Origin of the sequence: Hydrogenophaga sp. PAMC20947, assembly GCF_004795855.1 — a bacterium.
Classification (GTDB): Bacteria; Pseudomonadota; Gammaproteobacteria; order Burkholderiales; family Burkholderiaceae_C; genus Hydrogenophaga.
This window is the reverse complement of sequence record NZ_CP039252.1, coordinates 1,930,326-1,948,493: the sequence shown is the minus strand read 5'-3', so window position 1 is coordinate 1,948,493 and position 18,168 is coordinate 1,930,326. Positions and strand designations below refer to the sequence as shown.

The window sequence follows — 18,168 nt, the reverse complement described above, 5'->3', positions numbered from 1 at the left end:
CAATCTGCATATTGCATAAATAGGTGAATCCATGAGTTCAACCGGTATCAAAGCAAGGCTGAGCCACGCGCAGTGGTCGCTCAAGCCGCAAGACTTGGCCATGGCGCTGAAGCTGGTGTGTCTCGCGGGAGAGCGGCTGATTTACGCCGAGCTGGCCCGCGCCATGCACATGTCTCAGTTCGAGGCCCATGCCTGTTTGGCCCGGCTGAGCGCTGCGCGCTTGCTCACCGAGGTGGGCGGTTCGCCGGCGCTGGTGATGCCGGCGTTTCGACCGCTGCTGTTGCAGGGCGCGCCGTATTTCTTTCCTGCGGTGCGGGGCGAAGTGACGGTCGGCTTTCCCACGGCGTATGGCGTGGAACCGCTGAAATCGCTGGTGATGTTTGCAGACGAGTTGCCGCCGGTTTGGCCGCATGCCGATGGGCCGGTGCGCGGCAGCACGCTGTTGCCGCTTTACCCCAAGCTGCCGCTGGCGGCGCAGGCCGACCCTTGTTTGTATGAGTTGCTGGCGTTGTTTGATGCCTTGCGCATCGGGCAGGCGCGGGAGCGGGAGCTGGCGCGCGGTTTGCTGGAAGTTCGGTTGAAGGCGCTGGCTTTATGAGCAATCCCAATCTGGAAATCCTGGAGCTGGTGGCGCATGCGCTGGGGCCGGTGTGTGACGAGGTGGTGTTTGTGGGCGGTTGCGCTGCGGGCCTGCTGCTCACCCAAGCCCGGCCAGACCGTATTCGGGCGACGGAAGATGTGGACATCGTGGCGCAGGCGCTCACCGTGCACGATTACCACGCGGTGGAAGAGCGCGTGCGGGCGCAGGGCTTCAGCAACGACATGCGGCCAGAAGCGCCGATTTGCCGCTGGGTCTACAAAAACGTAACGCTGGACGTGATGCCCACGGTGAAAGAGATCCTGGGTTTTGCGAACCGCTGGTATCCGCTGGCCATAGAGACCGCGCAAACCGTGTTGCTGCCTTCTGGCCTGCAGATCAAGCTGATTGCAGCGCCGATGTTCATTGCCACGAAGCTGGAAGCGTTCAACGACCGTGGCCGCGATGCCAATGGCGAACCCGACTTCTTGGGCAGCCACGACATGGAAGACATCGTGGCCGTGACCGACCGGCGCCCTGAGCTGTTGAGCGAGTGCGAAGCCATGCCCGCCGAGCTTCGCGCTTACCTGGCGAGCGCATTTTCCGGGCTGTTGGCCAATGCCGACTTTTTGACAACGCTGGCCGGGCACTTGCCTGGCGATGCGGCCAGCCAGAGCCGCTTGCCCAATCTCACCGATACCCTGCGCGCCTTCACGCGCCTTTGATCCCTGAACACCTCATGAACACCAACACCCATTTCCTCGTCCAGAAGCACTGGGATTGGTGCAACGGATGCACGACGATCGCATGAGCGATGGCGACTGTTTGGAGCCGCGGACCGGCTTGCGCAGTTGATGTTGGTCGGGGGCGATCTGGGGTCTCGGCTACCGAGGCGACTTGATTCGCTTGAGCGTCATTTCCACAGGGATCAGGCCGCTGATTTGGCGGAGTTGGCCGCCGCCGCAAGCACCCGCAAGTCCGGCTTGTAGATCTTGCCCACATTGGTCATGGGCATGGTCTCCAGAATCGTCAGGCGCTTGGGCCGGGCAGGTGGCTCGTCCACGCCGGCACACACAAATGCCAGCAACTCTTCTTCGGTGGCGGTGGCGCCGGGAATGAGTGTGGCGAAGACCACGGGCAGTTCACCGGCGTAAGCGTCGGGCGCGCCGACCGCTGCGCAGAGCTGCACGGCGGGGTGGGCGGCCAGGGCGTCTTCGATGACTTTGGGGTCGATGTTGTGGCCGCTGCGGATGATGAGGTCTTTGGAGCGACCGCTCAGATGCAGGCGCTCTTGCTCGTCGATGAAGCCCAGGTCACCGGTGGCGAGCCAGCCATCGTGGGTAAACGCCTTGGTGTTGTCGTGTGCGTCCAGAAAACCGGAGAACAGGTTGGGGCTCTTGAACAGCACCATGCCGGCCTCGCCCGGTGCACATTCGCGGTCGCTGGCACCGCCTTGTTCGTCCAGCGCCACGATGCGCCACTGGGTGTAGGGCAGGCGGATGCCCACGCAACCGGGTGGGGCGCTCATGCCGGGGGGGGTGATGGTGGAGATGCCGGCCATTTCGGTCATGCCCAGGCTTTCGTGCACCTGAATGCCGAGCAATTTCTTCAAACGCGCGGCCAGGTCGGCAGGCATGGGTGCGGCGCCAGTGCGTCCATAGCGCAGTGAGCTGGTGTCGGCGTCGCCCACGGGCACATTGGCGAGCGCGGACAACACGGTGGGCACGCCCGAGAGCACGCTGACTTTGTGCGTTTCCACGAGCTTCCAGAAGTTGGCGATCACCGCCTTGTTGCGGAACAGCGCATTGGTGGGGATCACGGTTTCTGCGCCGGCGCTCAGCGAGGTGAGAGCGCCAGGCAACACGCCGGCGACGTGGAACAAGGGGTAGCCGTTGATCGCCACGTCGTCCACCCGCACGCCTTGCAGCTGCACGCAGGCCCATGCAGTGAACACCTGGGCACCGTGGCTGTGGCGCGCGAGCTTGGGCGCGCCTGTGGTGCCGCCGGTGTGGAAGTAGGCGGCGATGTCGGTGGGCGCGATGAGGCGGCCGCTGACCAGGTGATCGTCGGGCTCGGCGGCGATGAGCGTTTGGAAGGCTGCATTGCCATCGGTCAACGCTGGCGCTGAAGCTTCACCGTGCGGCGCCACGCGAAGCACAGTTTGCAGGCTGGGGACCTGGTGGCGTATGCGCTGGGCCTTGGCCCACAGGCCAGCTTCGCCTTCGCTGGCTTCGTCACCCCAGGCGATGAGCACACGGGCTTTGGCGGCATTCATCAGGGCGGTCAGCTTTTCGTCGCTGAGCAGCGGATTGAGCGGTTGCACGATGCCCGCAGCCGCGCCGCCCCAAAGGGCCAGGTGGTATTCAAGACAGCCGGGCAGCAACACGGCCACGGCGTCACCAGCCTGCAAGCCGAGGCGGTGCAAGGCGTTGGCGGTTTGGTGCACACCCTGCAGCAGCTGGGCGTACGACCAACGCACTGCCGGTGCGTCAGGCTCGGCTGTCGGCAGGAAGGTGAAGGCCGTTTTGGCGCCGAATGCCGCTGCGCTGTTGCGGATCAGCTCGTAGGTGCTGCGCGGTTGAATGCGCTGCGCCAGGGGCATTTGCTCCAGCGCCCGCACGTCGGTGGCGTTGCGCACTGGCTGCACCGGCGCAAACGGTTCGGCAAGGGTCTCAGCCAAGGGCTGGCTGCTGTTGGGCTGGGCGGTCATGCGCATTCCTTGTGGGCAAAGAACGCATTGTCGAGGCCGTTGCCGGTCCCAGTCAGTCACCAGCGCGCAAGGCGCACCCTTTGAAGGGCTTGCAATGAGCCGCTCAGCGGCGTGCTGCACCTGGTTGCATGCGGGCTTTTGCGCGGTGACCGGCGTTGACCAAACGCGGCATGGCGCTGTTCCAGTAGCGAAGGCGGGTCACGAGAGCAAACAGGGTGTACATCAGGAAAGTTCACCGGAAGCCGGTGCAAAGTGGAGAAGACTCAAGATTAAGGGTTAACCCTAGGTTCTCAAACAACCGCAGGGCGGAAAGGCATGCAGTTGTTGCATACCGCTATGCGAGGCCGCTTGACCGCGGGTCGTAACCGTCCGCAAACGCCCCACCAGCGCGGGTTTTGGGCAAGGGCCAAAAAAAAGGGGGAGCCAGTGGCTCCCCTTTTCAGTGCGCACCGGAGCGCAATAAAGCAACAGTTACATCGAATCGATGAAGCTGCGCAGCTTGTCCGAGCGGCTGGGGTGCTTGAGTTTGCGCACGGCCTTGCTCTCGATCTGGCGAATGCGTTCGCGGGTCACGTCGAACTGTTTGCCCACTTCTTCCAGCGTGTGGTCGGTGGACATCTCGATACCGAAGCGCATGCGCAACACTTTGGCTTCGCGCGGCGTGAGGCTGTCGAGGATCTCTTTAACCACGTCGCGCAGACCGGCCTGCATGGCAGCTTCGATAGGCGCTGTGTTGGCCGAGTCTTCGATGAAATCGCCCAGGTGCGAATCGTCGTCGTCGCCGATGGGGGTTTCCATCGAGATCGGCTCTTTCGCGATCTTCATGATCTTGCGGATCTTTTCCTCAGGCATCTCCATCTTTTCAGCCAGGATGGACGCATCGGGTTCGAAGCCGTGTTCCTGCAAGTGCTGGCGGCTGATGCGGTTCATCTTGTTGATGGTCTCGATCATGTGCACCGGGATGCGAATGGTGCGCGCCTGGTCGGCGATCGAGCGGGTGATGGCCTGACGGATCCACCAGGTGGCGTAGGTCGAGAACTTGTAGCCACGGCGGTATTCGAACTTGTCGACCGCCTTCATCAGACCGATGTTGCCTTCCTGGATCAGGTCAAGGAACTGCAGGCCACGGTTGGTGTACTTCTTGGCGATCGAGATCACCAGACGCAGGTTGGCCTCGATCATCTCTTTCTTCGCATCACGCGAGGTGGATTCACCCGAGTTCATGCGCTTGTGGATGTCTTTCAGGTGCGCGATCGGCACCACCACACTGTTCTGGATATCCAGCAGACCTTGTTGCAATTCCTGCACAGGCGGGATGTTGCGTTCCATGATCACGCTCCAGGGCTTGCCCGAAGCGGCCTGCTTCACCACCCACTGCTGGTTGAGCAGGTTGGCGGGAAAGTCGGCAATGAATTTTTCCTGGGGCATGCCGCACTTGTCGACAATGATGCGGCGCATTTCGCGCTCTTTCTTGCGCACATCGTCGACCTGGCTGCGCATGGTGCCGCAGAGCTTCTCGATCGATTTCGCGGTGAAGCGAATGCTCATCAGCTTTTCAGTAATCGCCTGCTGGGTCTTGACGTAGGTGGGCGTGCCGTAACCTTCTTTGTCGTAGGTCTTGTGCAGCTTCTCAAACAGGTTGCGCATGGTGTCGAAACGCTCCAGCGCTTCGCGCTTGAGTTCTTCGAGCTTGCGGGTCAGCGCCTTGGAGCCGCCTTTGCCGTCGTCGTCGTCTTCTTCGTCGTATTCGTCGAAGTCTTCTTCTGCCACGTAGTCATCGGCTGCGTTGGCATCGGCAAAACCGTCCACCACGGTGGAGATGACGATCTTGCCTTCGCGGATGTCTTCGGACAACAACAGGATCTCGGCGATGGTGGCGGGGCTTTCGCTGATCGCGGCCATCATGTCGTGCAAGCCGCCTTCGATGCGCTTGGCGATTTCGATTTCGCCTTCACGCGTGAGCAGCTCCACGGTGCCCATTTCGCGCATGTACATGCGCACAGGGTCGGTGGTGCGGCCGAATTCGCTGTCCACGGTGGACAGGGCGGCTTCAGCGGCTTCTTCGGCTTCTTCTTCGCTGGAGCCGGACGGCGCGTTGTCTGTGATGATCAGCGCTTCGGCATCGGGCGTTTGTTCGTAAACGGCCACGCCCATGTCGTTCAACATGGCGACCACAACTTCCAGCGTCTCGGCGTCGACCAGCTTGTCGGGGAGGTGGTCGTTGATTTCGCCGTGGGTCAGGTAGCCGCGGGTCTTGCCCAGCTTGATCAGGGCCTTGATGTGCTCGCGGCGGGATTTGGCTTCTTCTTCAGACAGGACGGTTTCGTCCAGGCCGAATTCTTTCATCAGCGCGCGCTCTTTGGCCTTGCTGATTTTCATGCGCAAAGGCTTGACCTTTTCCACCACTTCGGTGGTGTCGGTGCTGGCTTCTTCCGGCTCACCTTGCAGGTCGTCTTCGATGTCGGACATGTCGGTGTCGTCATCGTCGCTGCGGCTCTTGCTTTTGGCGCCAGCTTTGGCCTTGGGGCCACGTTTGGCAGCGGGCTTGTCACCGGCGGCTTTGGCAGGACGGCCTGCTTTTTTCTTGGGCTCGACCGTGGTGTCCACGGTATCGAGCTCTTCGGCGGCAGCGGCTTTGCTGCGGGTAGCGGTTTTGGCAGGGATCTTGGCAGTCACAGAGGGAACTTTCTTAGGCGGCGCCTTGGGCACAGCTGCGCTGTTTTTGGCCTTGGCGGCGACTTTGGTGCTGGACACGGCAGGCGTACTGGACTTCTTCGCAGGCATGAGGACCTCAAAAAAAATGAACAGGAAAATAGAACCGGCAGAACGCACAAAAATCGCCGGAGACCAGCTGTCAGCAGCTGAACCGGAGGTTCTTGTAGGGCACTACGCCTGCCTCTCACCGGAAAAGACAAGCCTGCAAGCTGTTGGGGCGATCATTTGGTGTGCAGTCCTTGCGGAGTTCCGTCAGGACCCATGGGGTCGCTGAGGTGGCCGGGGAATTGTCCCGTGTTGCCCCTTTTGGGGCAGGCCTTTGCCGGAGGTGCTGCTGTCGCGCTTGCGGTGCAAAACCTTGGATTATACCGGCGTGCCACCAATTTTGTGTTCCAGGGCCTTGCGCTGCGCCTGGAGCTCCCGGTAACGCTGCAGCTGGCTGGGGTCCTGGGCGGCCAGGGCGATGGCTTCGCTTTCCTGCGCCTTGAGGCGTTCGATGCGCAGGCGGGTCATCACTTCACGGATTTCGTCGGTTTCTTCTTCGCCCTCGGTATCACCCACCAGCTGCTCGGCTTGTGCACAAGCAAAAGCCTCATGCGGGTGTCCGCGCAAGCCTTCGCGCATTGCTGCCCAAGGCTGTGGGCCATGGTCGTGCATCTGGGCTTCCAGCCAGCCGAACAGGTCGCCCGGTGGCCCGGGCAGCTGCGCCAGCATGGCGTGGTCGTCGGCGGAGAGGGTTTCCCAGACCGAGGCATGGGTCAAGAGCAGGCCGACCGCTCGGTCGGCCCGGCTGCCGCCGGCCTTGCGTTGACCCAGCATGCGCGGCGGGGGTGGGTCTTTGCGCCATTTACCCGTGTAGGGCTTGCCGCCGAAAGCGCCTTTGTCAAAGCGTTTGCGGGGGGCGGACGCGCCGTAACCCCCAGCAGCGCCTGCCGGGTCTGAGTAGGTTTCAGGCGGATAGGCCCCGGGTGCGGTGGTGGGGTGCTCGTAAAAACTCGCCGCCGGGCCTTGCGGAGCGGACACGGGTGAGAGGGTTTCCGGAGGGGGTGCCGCGCGCCTGCGCGGCCCATCGCCAGCCTTTTGCCAGATCTGCAGCAGGTCGTCGCTGGCCAGCCCGCTGACCTGGGCCAGTTCGCCGATCAGCTGCCGTTTCAGGGCGCCATCGGGCAGGGCGCTCCACAGCGGGCGGGCCTGGGAGGCCATGCGGGCACGACCCTCAGCGGTGGTGAGGTCGCAGTCGGCGCCGGCCGCATCCACCAGAAACCGCGACAGCGGCACAGCTTCTTTCACGGCCTGGGCAAAGGCTTCGCTGCCGTTGGCCCGGATGAAGCTGTCGGGGTCGTGCTCCGCCGGCAGAAACAGGAATTTCACGCTGCGTGTATCGGTCGCCAGGGGCAGGGCGGCGTCCAGCGCCTTGCGCGCGGCTCGCCGGCCGGCGCCGTCGCCGTCGAAGCTGAACACGACCGAATCGGTGAAACGGAAGAGTTTTTGCACGTGGTCGGGTGTGCACGCAGTGCCCAGCGTGGCCACGGCATTGGCAAACCCCAGCTGCGCCAAGGCCACCACGTCCATGTAGCCCTCGGTGACCAGCGCGTATCCGGTCACACGGATGGGGGTGCGGGCCTCAAACAGGCCGTACAGCTCACGCCCTTTGCTGAACACCGGCGTTTCCGGCGAGTTGAGGTATTTCGGCTCCCCTTTGTCGAGCACGCGCCCGCCAAAGCCGATGCATTCACCTTTGACGTTGCGGATGGGGAACATGATGCGGTCGCGGAAGCGGTCGTAGCGCTTGGCTTCGCCATCGACGCCGATTTCGTCGGCATGTTCGATCACCAAGCCCGACTCCACCAGCAACGGATCAGCATAGTTGGCAAAAATACCCGCCAGGCCACGCCAGCCCTCCGGGGCGTAGCCCAGCCCAAAGGTTTTGGCGATCTCCCCGGAGAGGCCCCGGCCTTTCAAATAGTCCACCGCGCGAGGCGTCACCTTGAGCTGCTGGATATAGGCGTGGGCGGCCTTGTCGAGCACGCTGTTGAGCGTGGCCTGTTTCTGGCGCTGCTGGGCCGCTCGCTCGCGGTCTTGAGGCGAGGCGTCGTCTTCCGGGATTTGCAAGCCGGTTTGCTGGGCCAGGTCTTTGACGGCTTCGATGAAGCTCATGCCAGCGTGCTCCATCAGAAAACCGATGGCATTCCCGTTGGCGCCGCAGCCGAAGCAGTGGTAGAACTGTTTGGTCGGGCTGACGCTGAACGAGGGTGACTTTTCCCCATGGAAAGGGCACAGTCCCATGAGGTTGGCGCCGCCCTTTTTGAGTTGCACATAGCGTCCCACCACGTCGACAACGTCGACTCGGTTGAGCAGTTCTTGGATAAATGTTTGGGGGATCGCCACAGGGGTATTCTCTCGCACCGCCAGCCCACAACCGGAGATAGAGACATGCCCAGTATCTTTGACCAGGATTTGCCCCGCACAGAGGCGAATTTTGCCCCGATTTCGCCGGTGTCGTTCATCGAGCGCACCGCCGAGGTCTATCCGGATCGGCTGGCGATCGTGCACGGCGACCTGCGCCAGACCTGGGGCCAGACCTATGCCCGAAGCCGCCGGCTCGCCAGTGCCTTGCAACGCGCGGGCATGGGCAAGAACGACACGGTGGCGGTGATGTTGCCCAACACACCACCCATGGTCGAGGCGCATTTTGGCGTGCCTATGGCCGGCGCGGTGCTCAATGCGCTCAACACCCGGCTCGATGCCGAAACCATCGCGTTCATGCTGGACCACGGCGAAGCCAAGGTTTTGATCGTGGACCCGGAGTTCGCGCCCACGGTGGCCAAGGCGCTGACTTTGCGAAAAAGCGCAGCGCCGTTGCTGGTGATCGATGTGGAGGACCCGGTCTTTACCGGCCTGGTGCAGCGCGTCGGCAGCGCTACCTACGAGACCTTTTTGGCGAATGGTGATCCGGCATTTGCCTGGCAGTTGCCCTCCGACGAGTGGGACGCGATCGCGCTGAACTACACCAGTGGCACCACTGGCAACCCCAAGGGCGTGGTCTACCACCACCGGGGCGCGGCCATGAACGCGATCAGCAATGTGCTGGAGTGGGACATGCCCAAACACGCGGTCTACCTGTGGACCCTGCCCATGTTCCATTGCAACGGCTGGTGTTTCCCCTGGACGGTGGCGGCGAGGGCGGGGGTGAATGTGTGCCTGCGCAAGGTGGAGGCACAGGCGGTTTTTGACGCCATGCGAAACCACGGTGTCACGCACTACTGCGGCGCACCCATCGTGCACGGGATGCTGGTCAACAGCCCTTCCGAAATGAAAGTGGGTATTGCGCCGGGTGTGAAGGCCATGGTGGCGGGCGCCGCGCCGCCGGCCTCGATGATCGAGGGCATGGAGCAAATGGGGTTTGACCTGACCCATGTCTATGGGCTGACCGAGGTGTACGGCCCGGCCACGGTGTGTGCCAAACATGAAAGCTGGGATGCGCTGGACATCGGCGAGCGCGCGCGCCTGAACGCTCGCCAGGGTGTGCGCTACCACCTGGAGCGCGATGTGCGCGTGCTCGACCCCGATACCCTGTTGCCCGTTCCCCAGGACGGTGAAACCATGGGCGAGATCATGTTCAAGGGCAACATCGCCATGAAGGGCTACCTGAAAAACCCCAAGGCCACACAAGAGGCCTTTGCCGGCGGCTGGTTTCACAGCGGCGACCTGGCGGTTCAGTACCCCGACGGTTACTTCAAGATCAAAGACCGCAGCAAGGACATCATCATTTCCGGTGGGGAAAACATTTCATCGATCGAAGTCGAGGACGTGTTGTACCGCCACCCGGCGGTGCTCGTCGCTGCGGTGGTGGCGCGGGCCGATCCGAAATGGGGTGAGACGCCATGTGCGTACGTCGAGCTCAAGCAGGGCGCCGATGTGACGCCCGAAGACATCGTGGCGCATTGCAAGCTGCACCTGGCCGGTTTCAAGGTGCCGCGCACGGTGGTGTTCGGTGAATTGCCCAAAACCAGCACCGGAAAAATTCAGAAGTTCGAGCTGCGCAAGTTGGCCGGTTCTGCGAAGGCTATCGATATCTGACGCCGCGCAGGCTACTGGCCTCAGACCAAGGGGCGCTGCGGAGGGCGACCGTCGCCGTAGAGGTCGGCCATCCGCTCCAGCGCCATGACGTCGCGCAAGTAGAGGCGCCCGTTTTCTATGCGGTGCAGTCCGAGCTGCTCCAGCTTGCGCAAGGTTTTGTTGGTGTGCACCAGTGACAGCCCCAGGCTGTCGGCGATGTGCTGCTGCGTGAGTGGGAACGGCACGCCATCTTCGGTGGTGTTGTCCGTCTGGATAGCGGCCATTCGCTTGTACAGTTGAATCAGCAGGGTTGCGATGCGCTCCTGTGCGTTTCGCCTGCCCACCGACAACAGGTTGTCGTCCACCAGTGACTCTTCGTGCGCCGTCAGCCAGGTGACGTTGAAGCCCATTGATGGCGATTGCCGGTGCAGGGTCCACAAGGCGTCGCGCTGGAACACGCAAAAGACCGCATCGGTCAGGGTGGTCACGCCATGGGCGGCCGCATCCGCCATTTTTTGCTGCACCCCAATGAAATCGCCTGGCAACAGGAACGAGAGGATCTGTCGCCGGCCGTCGCTCAATGTCTTGAAACGGAAGGCCCAGCCGCTCAGCAGGGTGAAGAGCCGTGCATTGGTTTGGCCCTCGTGGATGAGCACTTCGTCGGTCCGCAGGGACAATTCGCTCTTTTTCATGGACTGGATCAGCGCCAGCTCTTCGCTTGAATGGTCCAGAAATAGAGGTAAAGAGCGCAACGGGCAATCGGTGCAAGACAGCGGTGGCATGGGTGGCTTTCAGATGTTGTGTCAAAAGACACATGCCTACCAGGAGGCCGGTTATATATTCTCGCCGACAACCATGAAACAGCCCTTGGAGCGGGCAGCGATGACGCCTAGATCCGACGAGTCAAAAAATTCCCCCTGCGATCAGCACCTGGAAATGGGGGACTGGGACGTCATGTTCTGTGCTGTGCTGGCACGCTTGGGTTCTGCCGCCGAGTCGATGGACTTGAATTCGCCGCAGCGGAACTGCTTGCCAGAATGCCTGGAGTCATTGCAAATGTTGAGGCAATCGGCCTTGCAACATTGGGACCACTCAGGCCGCGCCGGCTCTCTGAGGGACTTGGGCGTGTTGGCACCCGCAGAGCCGAAAGTGCAAACCAGCGACAGCGATGGTCAAGGAGAACAACACTGAGGCATTCGCCCTCCGGGGGGGGCGTGTTCCCTCAAGCAACGAAGCAGCGTCAGCTTGACCCAACTGAAGTTTTGAGCCATTGCAACGCGACTGGCCGGTGGCCGCAAGCACCGGTTGCACTCAGTGCCGGCTGCGTTCCAGAAACCGCTGCGTGCGTTCTTCTTTCGGGTGGGCAAACAGCGCTTTCGCCTCGCCTTGTTCGACGATCACCCCCTGGTCGATGAACACCACCCGGTCGGCCACGTCTCGGGCGAACTGCATTTCGTGGGTCACAATGACCATGGTGCGTTTCTCTTCAGCCAGGGCCTGTATGGTGGACAACACCTCGCCCACCAGCTCGGGGTCCAGCGCAGACGTGGGTTCGTCGAACAGAATCACCTCGGGCTCCATTGCCAGCGCACGGGCGATGGCCACGCGCTGCTGTTGCCCGCCGGACAAGCGGCGCGGATAAGCACCTTCCTTGCCCGCCAGGCCCACCTTGGCCAGCAGCTTGCGGCCCAGTTCGTGCGCCGCCTCTGGCGCCATCTTCTTGACCACAATGGGGCCTTCGATCACGTTTTCCAGCGCCGTGCGGTGCGGGAACAGGTTGAAGTTCTGGAACACAAAACCCACGTGCTGGCGCAACTGGCGGATCAGGCCCTTCTGCTGGCTCAGTGGCCGGTCACTGTCGATCTGGATGTTGCCCACGATGATGCGGCCGCTGGACGGTTCTTCCAGAAAATTCAGGCACCGCAGCAGGGTGGTTTTCCCGGATCCGCTGGGACCGATGATGGCGACCACTTCGCCCTTTTCGACACGCAGATCGATGCCTTTGAGCACGGGGTTGCCCTTGAATTCCTTGGTCAGCTTTTCAACGGTGATCATGTGTCAGTTCGCCAGGTCATGCTGGTTGACCCTGGCTTCCAGGCGGTTCTGGAAATGGGACAGGATGGTGGAAAGCACCCAGTACATGAGTGCGACCGTCAGGTACATCGAGAAGATCTCGAAGGTCCGGGATGAAATCAACTGCGCCTGCCGGAACAATTCGGGTACCTGGATGGTGGCGGCCTGGGCCGTGTCTTTGACCAGTGAAATGAAGCTGTTGCCCAACGGGGGCAGGGCGGTGCGTGCGGCTTGCGGCAGGATCGCCCGGCGCATGATCTGTGCACGGGTCATGCCAATGCTCGCGCCTGCTTCCCATTGCCCCTTGTCGACCGCGGCGATGGCCGAGCGGAGGATTTCGCAGGCATAGGCGCCCATGTTCAACGACAAGCCAATGAGGGCGGCCGGCACCGGGTCCAGTTGCACGCCGACCTGGGGCAGGCCGTAGTAGATGACAAACAACTGCACCAGCAGGGGTGTGCCGCGGAAGAAGGACACGTAGACCCGTGCGATCCCGCTCAAAGCCTTTGACGCAGAAAGACGCATCAGGGCCAGGCCAAAGCCCAGCAACAGGCCGAACACCATGCTCCCCAGACTCAAGGGGATGGTGTACATCATCCCCTTGAGCAGGAAAGGCAGGGATTCCCAGAGCAGCTGGGAAAACGATTCACTCATTGCGTGACGTCAGCCTGGAAGTACTTTTTCGACAGCGCTGCGAGGGTGCCATCGGCACGCATTTTTTCGATGGCTTTGTTGATTGCCGACAGCAGTTCCGGCTCGCCCTTGCGCAAGGCGACGCCTGCCTCCAGGCGGGAGAACGCTGGGCCAGAGACGGCCAGCGTGCCTTTGGTTTTGGTGACCAGCTCCAGCGCGGCCAGGCGGTCAACCAGAATGGCGTCGAGGCGGCCCACGAGCAGGTCCTGGATCTTGGTCGGGTCGTCGTCGTAGGTTTTGACGGTGGCCCCTGGCACGTTGGCCTTGAGCCATTGTTCGTAGTTGGTGCCCAGGCCGACGCCCACTTTGTGGTCGCTCAGATCCTTGGCGGCCTTGAAGCGGTCGGCGTCCTTTTTCTTCACCAGCGCTTGAATGCCCGAGACGGTGTAAGGCGTGGAGAAGTCGTATTTGTTCCTGCGCTCGTCCGAAATCGTGACCTGGTTGATCACGACGTCCAGTCGCTTGGATTCCAGTGCCGCAAGAATACCGGCCCATGGCGTGGCTTGCAGCTGAACCTTCACGCCCAGCGCCTTGGCCAGGGCCTCAGAGAATTCGACTTCGAACCCGGCCAGTTTCCCGTCTGCGCCGACGAAGCTGAAGGGTGGGTAAGTGCCTTCCAGACCGACTTTGAGGGTGCCGTTCTTCTGGATGGTGCTGAGTTGCTCGCCAGCCATGGCTTGGCCGAGCAGGCCGGCGCTGAGCGTGAAGCCGAGGGCAGACAACAGCAGGGTGCGTCGGAAGGTGGAGATTTTCATGGTGTATTCCAGGTTCTGAGCGGTGACCATTTCGAGGCATGCCCAGAAACGCAACGCGGTTGTGGATTTTATCGGTCCAGCAATGGACTTGCAGGCACATGGATATCGTGATTCAGGGCCGGCTTCTTAAGCAGTGCCGGTTGGCGCCGCAATCGGCATCTGTGTGGGTGCTCCGCAGCCCGCGCCGGTTTTTAAGGGGCGGTGGTCAGCGTTTGCAAGGCTTCCAGCACACGGGTACCGGGGCTGCCCGGTGGGAGGGCGGAGGCCGTCCAGGCGCGCAGGGGGGTGGTGCGCTTGAGCTGGGGGCGAAACGGCGCGACCAGCCGCCCACTGTCCAGCCAAGGCTGCACCAGGCAAGCGTGTGCCACGAGCACGGCAGAGCCCGCCAGGGCCTCGTCCAGCGCCAGTGCGTAGAGTGAAAAAACCGGTCCACGCGTCTGGATTTTTTGGGCGGGGTGGCGACCCGTTTTTCGGGCGTTCTCCAGCCAGTCCATCCAGTCGTTGGCCCAGACCGCGTCGGTCAGGCAGGGCACATCATTCAAGTCACTCAGTCGCTTGAGGCGGGGCGACAGGGACGGGGCACACACCGGGAAAATGACGTCTTCGCAAAGAACGGTGCCTGCCTTGCCTTCGCTGAAAAACAGGTTCAGGTCATAGGGGCTGCGTTTGAGGTCGGTGGGGCGCTCCAGCGCTGTGACGGAAATGGTGATGTCGGGCAGCTTTTCACGTAGCCACGGCAGCCGCGGCAGCAACCACAGCTGGGCAATGGCTGGCAGCGTGGCGAGGTGCACTGAATGGGGCTGCGCCTGGGCGCGCATGAACCCCACGGCATGGGCCAGCTGGTCAAAGGCTTCGCTCAGGGGCGCGGCCACGCGTGCCCCCAAGGCCGTGAGGCGCACGCCTTGGGCGTGGCGTTCGAACAGGGTGGCGTCCAGGTGCTGCTCCAAGGACTTGATGTGGGCCGTCACTGCTCCCGGTGTGACGCAGAGTTCCATGGCCGCAGCCTTGAAGCCGCCCAGTCTGGCCGCCGCCTCGAATGCGCGCAGCGCGTTGAGCGGTGGCGATCTGGGCGGGGGTGGAGAAACGGCCATGAATGGGGCTTTCAGATGTGACAGGTCGGCAGGTAGGGCTGCTGATGGAAATAGGGATTTTTGAGAATTCTAGACTTGTATTTTCTGAGCCTGATTTTTTTGAAAATTGAATTGTCCGAAGCAGACGGGCTTCATAGGATGGGTACTTCATCAACCACGCTGGAATGTCGCCATGCCCCACCTGAAGCCCCGCGCCTGGGTCCCGTCAGCCTGTGAAACGTATATGCAGCAGCTTGCCGAGCCGGTTGGGCAGACCAGCAGCGACGGGCTGGACAGCCAGCTCCATGCGCTGATCGATCAGAACCGAGACATCCACGAACGCCAGTGTTTTAACCTCAATCCGGCCACCAACGTGATGAATCCCAAGGCCGAGGCCGTGTTGGCAAGCGGCCTGGGATCGAGGCCTTCGCTGGGGTACCCGGGCGACAAATATGAAACCGGCCTGGAAGCCATCGAAACGATCGAGGTCCTGGCTGCTGAGCTGGCCGCCGAGTTGTTTGATGCGAGTTATGCCGAAGTGCGCGTGGGCTCAGGCGCCCTGGCCAACCTCTACGCCTTCATGGCGCTGGCTCAGCCGGGCGATGCCATCGTGGCACCGCCGGCTTCGATCGGCGGGCACGTGACCCACCACAAAGATGGTTGCGCCGGGCTCTACGGCCTGACGACGCACGCGGCACCTGTGCTGACCGATGGTTACACGGTTGACGTGGCAGCGCTCGGGGAACTGGTGAGGGCGGTCAAGCCGCGGGTGATCACGCTGGGGGGCAGCTTGAATCTGTATCCCCACCCGGTGCGTGAGGTGCGGGCATTGGCGGACGAGGTGGGCGCCAAGGTGCTGTTCGATGCCGCGCATCAGTGCGGCATGATCGCCTCGCGCCAGTGGCCCAATCCGCTGGATGAAGGGGCACACTTGATGACGATGAGCACCTACAAGAGCCTGGGCGGCCCCGCCGGTGGCCTGATCGTGACGCGTGACGCTGCGATTGCCGAGCGGCTGGACGCCATTGCCTACCCTGGGCTGACCGCCAACTTCGACGCGGGCAAGACCGCGGCGCTGGCGTTGTCCTTGCTGGACTGGCGTGAGCACGGCGCCGCTTACGGACAGGCCATGGTGGACACGGCACGCGCGCTGGCTCAGGCCTTGCAAGACAACGGCCTCAAGGTGTTCTCGGGCGCGCGAGGGCACACTTTGTCGCACCAGTTTGCGCTCGAAGCGGCCCCGCTGGGGGGTGGCCAGCTGGCTTCCAGGCGTTTGCGGCAGGCCGGTTTTCTGGCCTGTGGCATCGGTCTGCCGATCGCGCCAGTGACCGGAGATCTGAACGGCTTGCGTTTGGGCACCCCCGAGATCGTGCGCTGGGGCATGACCGCAGCCGATATGCCGCGCCTGGCCGATCTGATCACACAGGCACTGCGCTCAGACGAGCCCCAACGCTTGGCAGAAGTGGTGCGCGCATGGCGTGGCACCTTCAACCGGGTGCACTTTGTGCGGAGCTGAAACACGCGGTGGCGCAAGGCGGGTAGCCGGGTTCAGTCCCCCAGCACCACGCCTTCGCGCCTGGGGTCGGCGCCGCCCAGCCACACGGGCGCGCCGTGCACCTGGCCGCGCGCAATGGCTTGCAGGCCACTGGTCAGTGGTGCTTCACGCACCTCGTGGCCGAGCGCCTTGAGCTTTTCTACCGTTGCCGCAGGGAAACGCTGTTCCTCCAGAGTCAGTGCGCCGCCGAGGCTGCCGAAGTTGGGCAGGTCGATCGCAGCTTGTGGCAACAGCCCCCATTGCAGAACACCGAGCAGCGTTTTGGCGGTGTAGTGGATGATGAAAGCACCGCCCGGGCTGCCGGCGCTCATGATGAGCTTGCCGCTGGCCTTGTCAAACACCAAGGTAGGCGCCATGGAAGAGCGCGGCCGTTTGCCGGGCTCAACCCGGTTGGCCACCGGTCGGCCCTGGTCGTCGGCTGGTGCAAAGCTGAAGTCGGTGAGCTCGTTGTTGAGCAGAAAACCACCGGGCCGGTCCGGATTGGTGGTGACCATGAGCCGCGAGCCAAAGCCCGACTCGATGGTGGTGGTCATGGCCAGTGCGTTGCCGAAGTCGTCGACGATGCTGATGTGGCTGGTGCCGTATTCCGGTTGATCGGGCATGGGCGCCCAGGCGCTCACGATGCCTTTGGGTGATCCAGCGGTGGCCGTGGGCATGCGCTGGGCCGAGATCAGGCGCGCGCGCTCATCCAGGTAGGCTGGATCGAGCAGGCTGGTCCAGCTGCTGGCGGGCGGGATCACGAAAGCTGGATCGCCCAGGTACAGCGCTCGATCGGCAAAGGCCAGCCGCGAAGCTTCGGTGTAGGCGTGCAGGTAGGCGGGGGTGGGCAAGCCGTCGGCGCCCAGGGGCTCCGCGCCCGCAGGCACACGCGCCAGGGTGCCCAGGATCTGGCCGATGGCAATCGCGCCCGAGCTGGGCGGCGGAAAGCCGCACAGGCTCCATTCACGGGGATTGGAGCCCGCCACCGCAGGGGCCGTGTAGGCATGGCAGATGGCGCTGCGTTCGATGGGCTGGTAGCGGGCCAGGTCATCGAGGGTCAGGCTGCCCGGGTTGCCGGGGTGTTGCTGGACCTTGTTGACAATGGCTTGCGCGACCGGGCCCTTGAGCAAGGCGTTGGGGCCGGCCTGGGCAATGGCCCGCAGCACCACGGCCAGCTCTGGGTTTTTCAGCAGGTGACCCACGGGGTGGGGTTGGCCGTCGGGCTGGTAGAAATAGGCGGCGGCCACCGGATCGGCTTTGAGCGCGGTTTCCTCTTTGAGCGAGGCAAACAGGCGCGGGCTCACGGGGAAACCTTGTTCCGCCAGCCGGATTGCGGGTTCGAACAGGCTGGCCCACTTGAGCTTGCCATGTTGCCGGTGGGCCAGGGCCAGCATGGCGACCGTACCCGGAACGCCCACTGAACGGCCGCCCACCACCGCCTGCATGAAAGGCAGAGGCTTGCCGTTGGCGTCGAGGAACAGGCGCTCGTCGGCTGCGGCGGGTGCGGTTTCACGCCCGTCAAAAGCCTGGACCCGCTTGCCGTCGTGGTGCATCAGGAAGGCGCCTCCGCCGATGCCGCTGGATTGGGGCTCGACCAGGGTGAGCACCATCTGCACCGCCACTGCTGCATCGATCGCGCTGCCGCCCGCTCTCAAGATATCGACACCTGCCTGGGTGGCCAGCGGGTTGGCCGCGGCCACCGCCTGGCGGTTCAAGGTCCATCCGGGCTTGCCGGTGAGTCCGCTGGCAATTTCAGGCTGCACGGGCGCTGGCGCGGCTTGAGGCGCAGGCACCGAACGCTGGGGGAGCGCCGGTGCGGTGCAAGCGGCAAGGGTGAGCGCGCCCAGCAGCAACAGAGGCAGCGCGACACGGGCGATGTTGGGGGAGCGGGGTGTGCGATATGTCATGCTGGAGTCTCGCTAACAATAGGGGTGGGGGTACGCGCTTGCCGTAGATCAAAGGTTTGAGGCACAGTTTGCGTT

14 protein-coding genes are annotated in these 18,168 nt (G+C 63.0%); 5 read left to right on the top strand and 9 right to left on the bottom strand.

Annotation, left to right across the window (positions count from 1 at the left end):
- Positions 1-31: 31 nt before the first annotated feature.
- Together E5678_RS08685 and E5678_RS08680 are read left to right on the top strand one after the other, a co-directional pair.
- Complete coding sequence (locus E5678_RS08685) at positions 32-598, top strand: hypothetical protein (protein ID WP_136178149.1); 567 nt, start codon at positions 32-34, stop codon at positions 596-598.
- Positions 595-1,302 carry a hypothetical protein gene (locus E5678_RS08680; RefSeq protein ID WP_136178148.1) on the top strand — a complete coding sequence of 236 codons (708 nt, stop codon included), beginning with the start codon at positions 595-597 and terminating at the stop codon, positions 1,300-1,302. Before E5678_RS08685 ends, E5678_RS08680 begins: the two co-directional genes overlap by 4 nt.
- Before the next feature lie 203 nt (positions 1,303-1,505).
- Here E5678_RS08680 and E5678_RS08675 read toward each other — a convergent pair whose 3' ends face one another.
- The 3 genes from E5678_RS08675 to dnaG all read right to left on the bottom strand — a co-directional run bounded on the left by E5678_RS08675 (position 1,506) and on the right by dnaG (position 8,390).
- A complete protein-coding gene (locus tag E5678_RS08675; RefSeq protein ID WP_136178147.1) occupies positions 1,506-3,287 on the bottom strand; it encodes an acyl-CoA synthetase in 1,782 nt (593 codons plus the stop codon).
- A 471-nt stretch (positions 3,288-3,758) separates the two neighbouring features.
- Positions 3,759-6,071 (bottom strand): RNA polymerase sigma factor RpoD, encoded by a 2,313-nt coding sequence (gene rpoD, locus E5678_RS08670; protein ID WP_136178146.1) that lies wholly within the window; start codon positions 6,069-6,071, stop codon positions 3,759-3,761.
- A 294-nt stretch (positions 6,072-6,365) separates the two neighbouring features.
- The gene (gene dnaG / locus E5678_RS08665; protein WP_136178145.1) at positions 6,366-8,390 is read right to left on the bottom strand and encodes a DNA primase; all 2,025 of its coding nucleotides are present in this window, start codon (positions 8,388-8,390) and stop codon (positions 6,366-6,368) included.
- Positions 8,391-8,435: 45 nt separating this feature from the next.
- Here dnaG and E5678_RS08660 point away from each other — a divergent pair, with 45 nt between their 5' ends.
- A complete protein-coding gene (locus tag E5678_RS08660) occupies positions 8,436-10,082 on the top strand; it encodes an acyl-CoA synthetase (protein WP_136178144.1) in 1,647 nt (548 codons plus the stop codon).
- 20 nt (positions 10,083-10,102) lie between these two features.
- Here the strand turns inward: E5678_RS08660 and E5678_RS08655 are convergent, their stop codons facing one another.
- The gene (locus E5678_RS08655) at positions 10,103-10,753 is read right to left on the bottom strand and encodes a Crp/Fnr family transcriptional regulator (protein ID WP_247596956.1); all 651 of its coding nucleotides are present in this window, start codon (positions 10,751-10,753) and stop codon (positions 10,103-10,105) included.
- Here E5678_RS08655 and E5678_RS22265 point away from each other — a divergent pair.
- Positions 10,752-11,252: a hypothetical protein gene (locus tag E5678_RS22265; RefSeq protein ID WP_168708445.1), complete on the top strand. Its 501-nt coding sequence runs from the start codon at positions 10,752-10,754 to the stop codon at positions 11,250-11,252. The two genes, E5678_RS08655 and E5678_RS22265, sit on opposite strands and share 2 nt — an antisense overlap.
- A gap of 120 nt (positions 11,253-11,372) precedes the next feature.
- Here the strand turns inward: E5678_RS22265 and tcyN are convergent, their stop codons facing one another.
- The 4 genes from tcyN to E5678_RS08635 all read right to left on the bottom strand — a co-directional run bounded on the left by tcyN (position 11,373) and on the right by E5678_RS08635 (position 14,673).
- Positions 11,373-12,116 carry an L-cystine ABC transporter ATP-binding protein TcyN gene (gene tcyN, locus E5678_RS08650; protein WP_136178142.1) on the bottom strand — a complete coding sequence of 248 codons (744 nt, stop codon included), beginning with the start codon at positions 12,114-12,116 and terminating at the stop codon, positions 11,373-11,375.
- A 3-nt stretch (positions 12,117-12,119) separates the two neighbouring features.
- Positions 12,120-12,788 (bottom strand): cystine ABC transporter permease, encoded by a 669-nt coding sequence (gene tcyL / locus E5678_RS08645; RefSeq protein ID WP_136178141.1) that lies wholly within the window; start codon positions 12,786-12,788, stop codon positions 12,120-12,122.
- Positions 12,785-13,582, bottom strand: coding sequence for a cystine ABC transporter substrate-binding protein (gene tcyJ / locus E5678_RS08640; RefSeq protein ID WP_136178140.1), 798 nt, complete (start codon positions 13,580-13,582; stop codon positions 12,785-12,787). Before tcyJ ends, tcyL begins: the two co-directional genes overlap by 4 nt.
- A gap of 191 nt (positions 13,583-13,773) precedes the next feature.
- Positions 13,774-14,673 (bottom strand): LysR family transcriptional regulator, encoded by a 900-nt coding sequence (locus E5678_RS08635; RefSeq protein WP_136178139.1) that lies wholly within the window; start codon positions 14,671-14,673, stop codon positions 13,774-13,776.
- Positions 14,674-14,845: 172 nt separating this feature from the next.
- Here E5678_RS08635 and E5678_RS08630 point away from each other — a divergent pair, with 172 nt between their 5' ends.
- Positions 14,846-16,168, top strand: coding sequence for an aminotransferase class I/II-fold pyridoxal phosphate-dependent enzyme (locus E5678_RS08630; protein WP_136178138.1), 1,323 nt, complete (start codon positions 14,846-14,848; stop codon positions 16,166-16,168).
- A 32-nt stretch (positions 16,169-16,200) separates the two neighbouring features.
- Here E5678_RS08630 and E5678_RS08625 read toward each other — a convergent pair whose 3' ends face one another.
- Entirely contained in the window at positions 16,201-18,093 is a 1,893-nt protein-coding gene (locus tag E5678_RS08625; protein ID WP_136178137.1) for a gamma-glutamyltransferase family protein, read from the bottom strand.
- Positions 18,094-18,168 lie beyond the last annotated feature (75 nt).

What these genes read in the sequence shown, in the direction of transcription:
- E5678_RS08685 (WP_136178149.1), top strand. Translation starts at nt 32, where the DNA reads ATGAGTTCAACCGGTATCAAAGCAAGGCTGAGCCACGCGCAGTGGTCG.
- E5678_RS08680 (WP_136178148.1), top strand. Translation starts at nt 595, where the DNA reads ATGAGCAATCCCAATCTGGAAATCCTGGAGCTGGTGGCGCATGCGCTG.
- E5678_RS08675 (WP_136178147.1), bottom strand. Translation starts at nt 3,287, where the DNA reads ATGACCGCCCAGCCCAACAGCAGCCAGCCCTTGGCTGAGACCCTTGCC.
- rpoD (WP_136178146.1), bottom strand. Translation starts at nt 6,071, where the DNA reads ATGCCTGCGAAGAAGTCCAGTACGCCTGCCGTGTCCAGCACCAAAGTC.
- E5678_RS08660 (WP_136178144.1), top strand. Translation starts at nt 8,436, where the DNA reads ATGCCCAGTATCTTTGACCAGGATTTGCCCCGCACAGAGGCGAATTTT.
- E5678_RS22265 (WP_168708445.1), top strand. Translation starts at nt 10,752, where the DNA reads ATGGACTGGATCAGCGCCAGCTCTTCGCTTGAATGGTCCAGAAATAGA.
- E5678_RS08655 (WP_247596956.1), bottom strand. Translation starts at nt 10,753, where the DNA reads ATGAAAAAGAGCGAATTGTCCCTGCGGACCGACGAAGTGCTCATCCAC.
- tcyN (WP_136178142.1), bottom strand. Translation starts at nt 12,116, where the DNA reads ATGATCACCGTTGAAAAGCTGACCAAGGAATTCAAGGGCAACCCCGTG.
- tcyL (WP_136178141.1), bottom strand. Translation starts at nt 12,788, where the DNA reads ATGAGTGAATCGTTTTCCCAGCTGCTCTGGGAATCCCTGCCTTTCCTG.
- tcyJ (WP_136178140.1), bottom strand. Translation starts at nt 13,582, where the DNA reads ATGAAAATCTCCACCTTCCGACGCACCCTGCTGTTGTCTGCCCTCGGC.
- E5678_RS08635 (WP_136178139.1), bottom strand. Translation starts at nt 14,673, where the DNA reads ATGGCCGTTTCTCCACCCCCGCCCAGATCGCCACCGCTCAACGCGCTG.
- E5678_RS08630 (WP_136178138.1), top strand. Translation starts at nt 14,846, where the DNA reads ATGCCCCACCTGAAGCCCCGCGCCTGGGTCCCGTCAGCCTGTGAAACG.
- E5678_RS08625 (WP_136178137.1), bottom strand. Translation starts at nt 18,093, where the DNA reads ATGACATATCGCACACCCCGCTCCCCCAACATCGCCCGTGTCGCGCTG.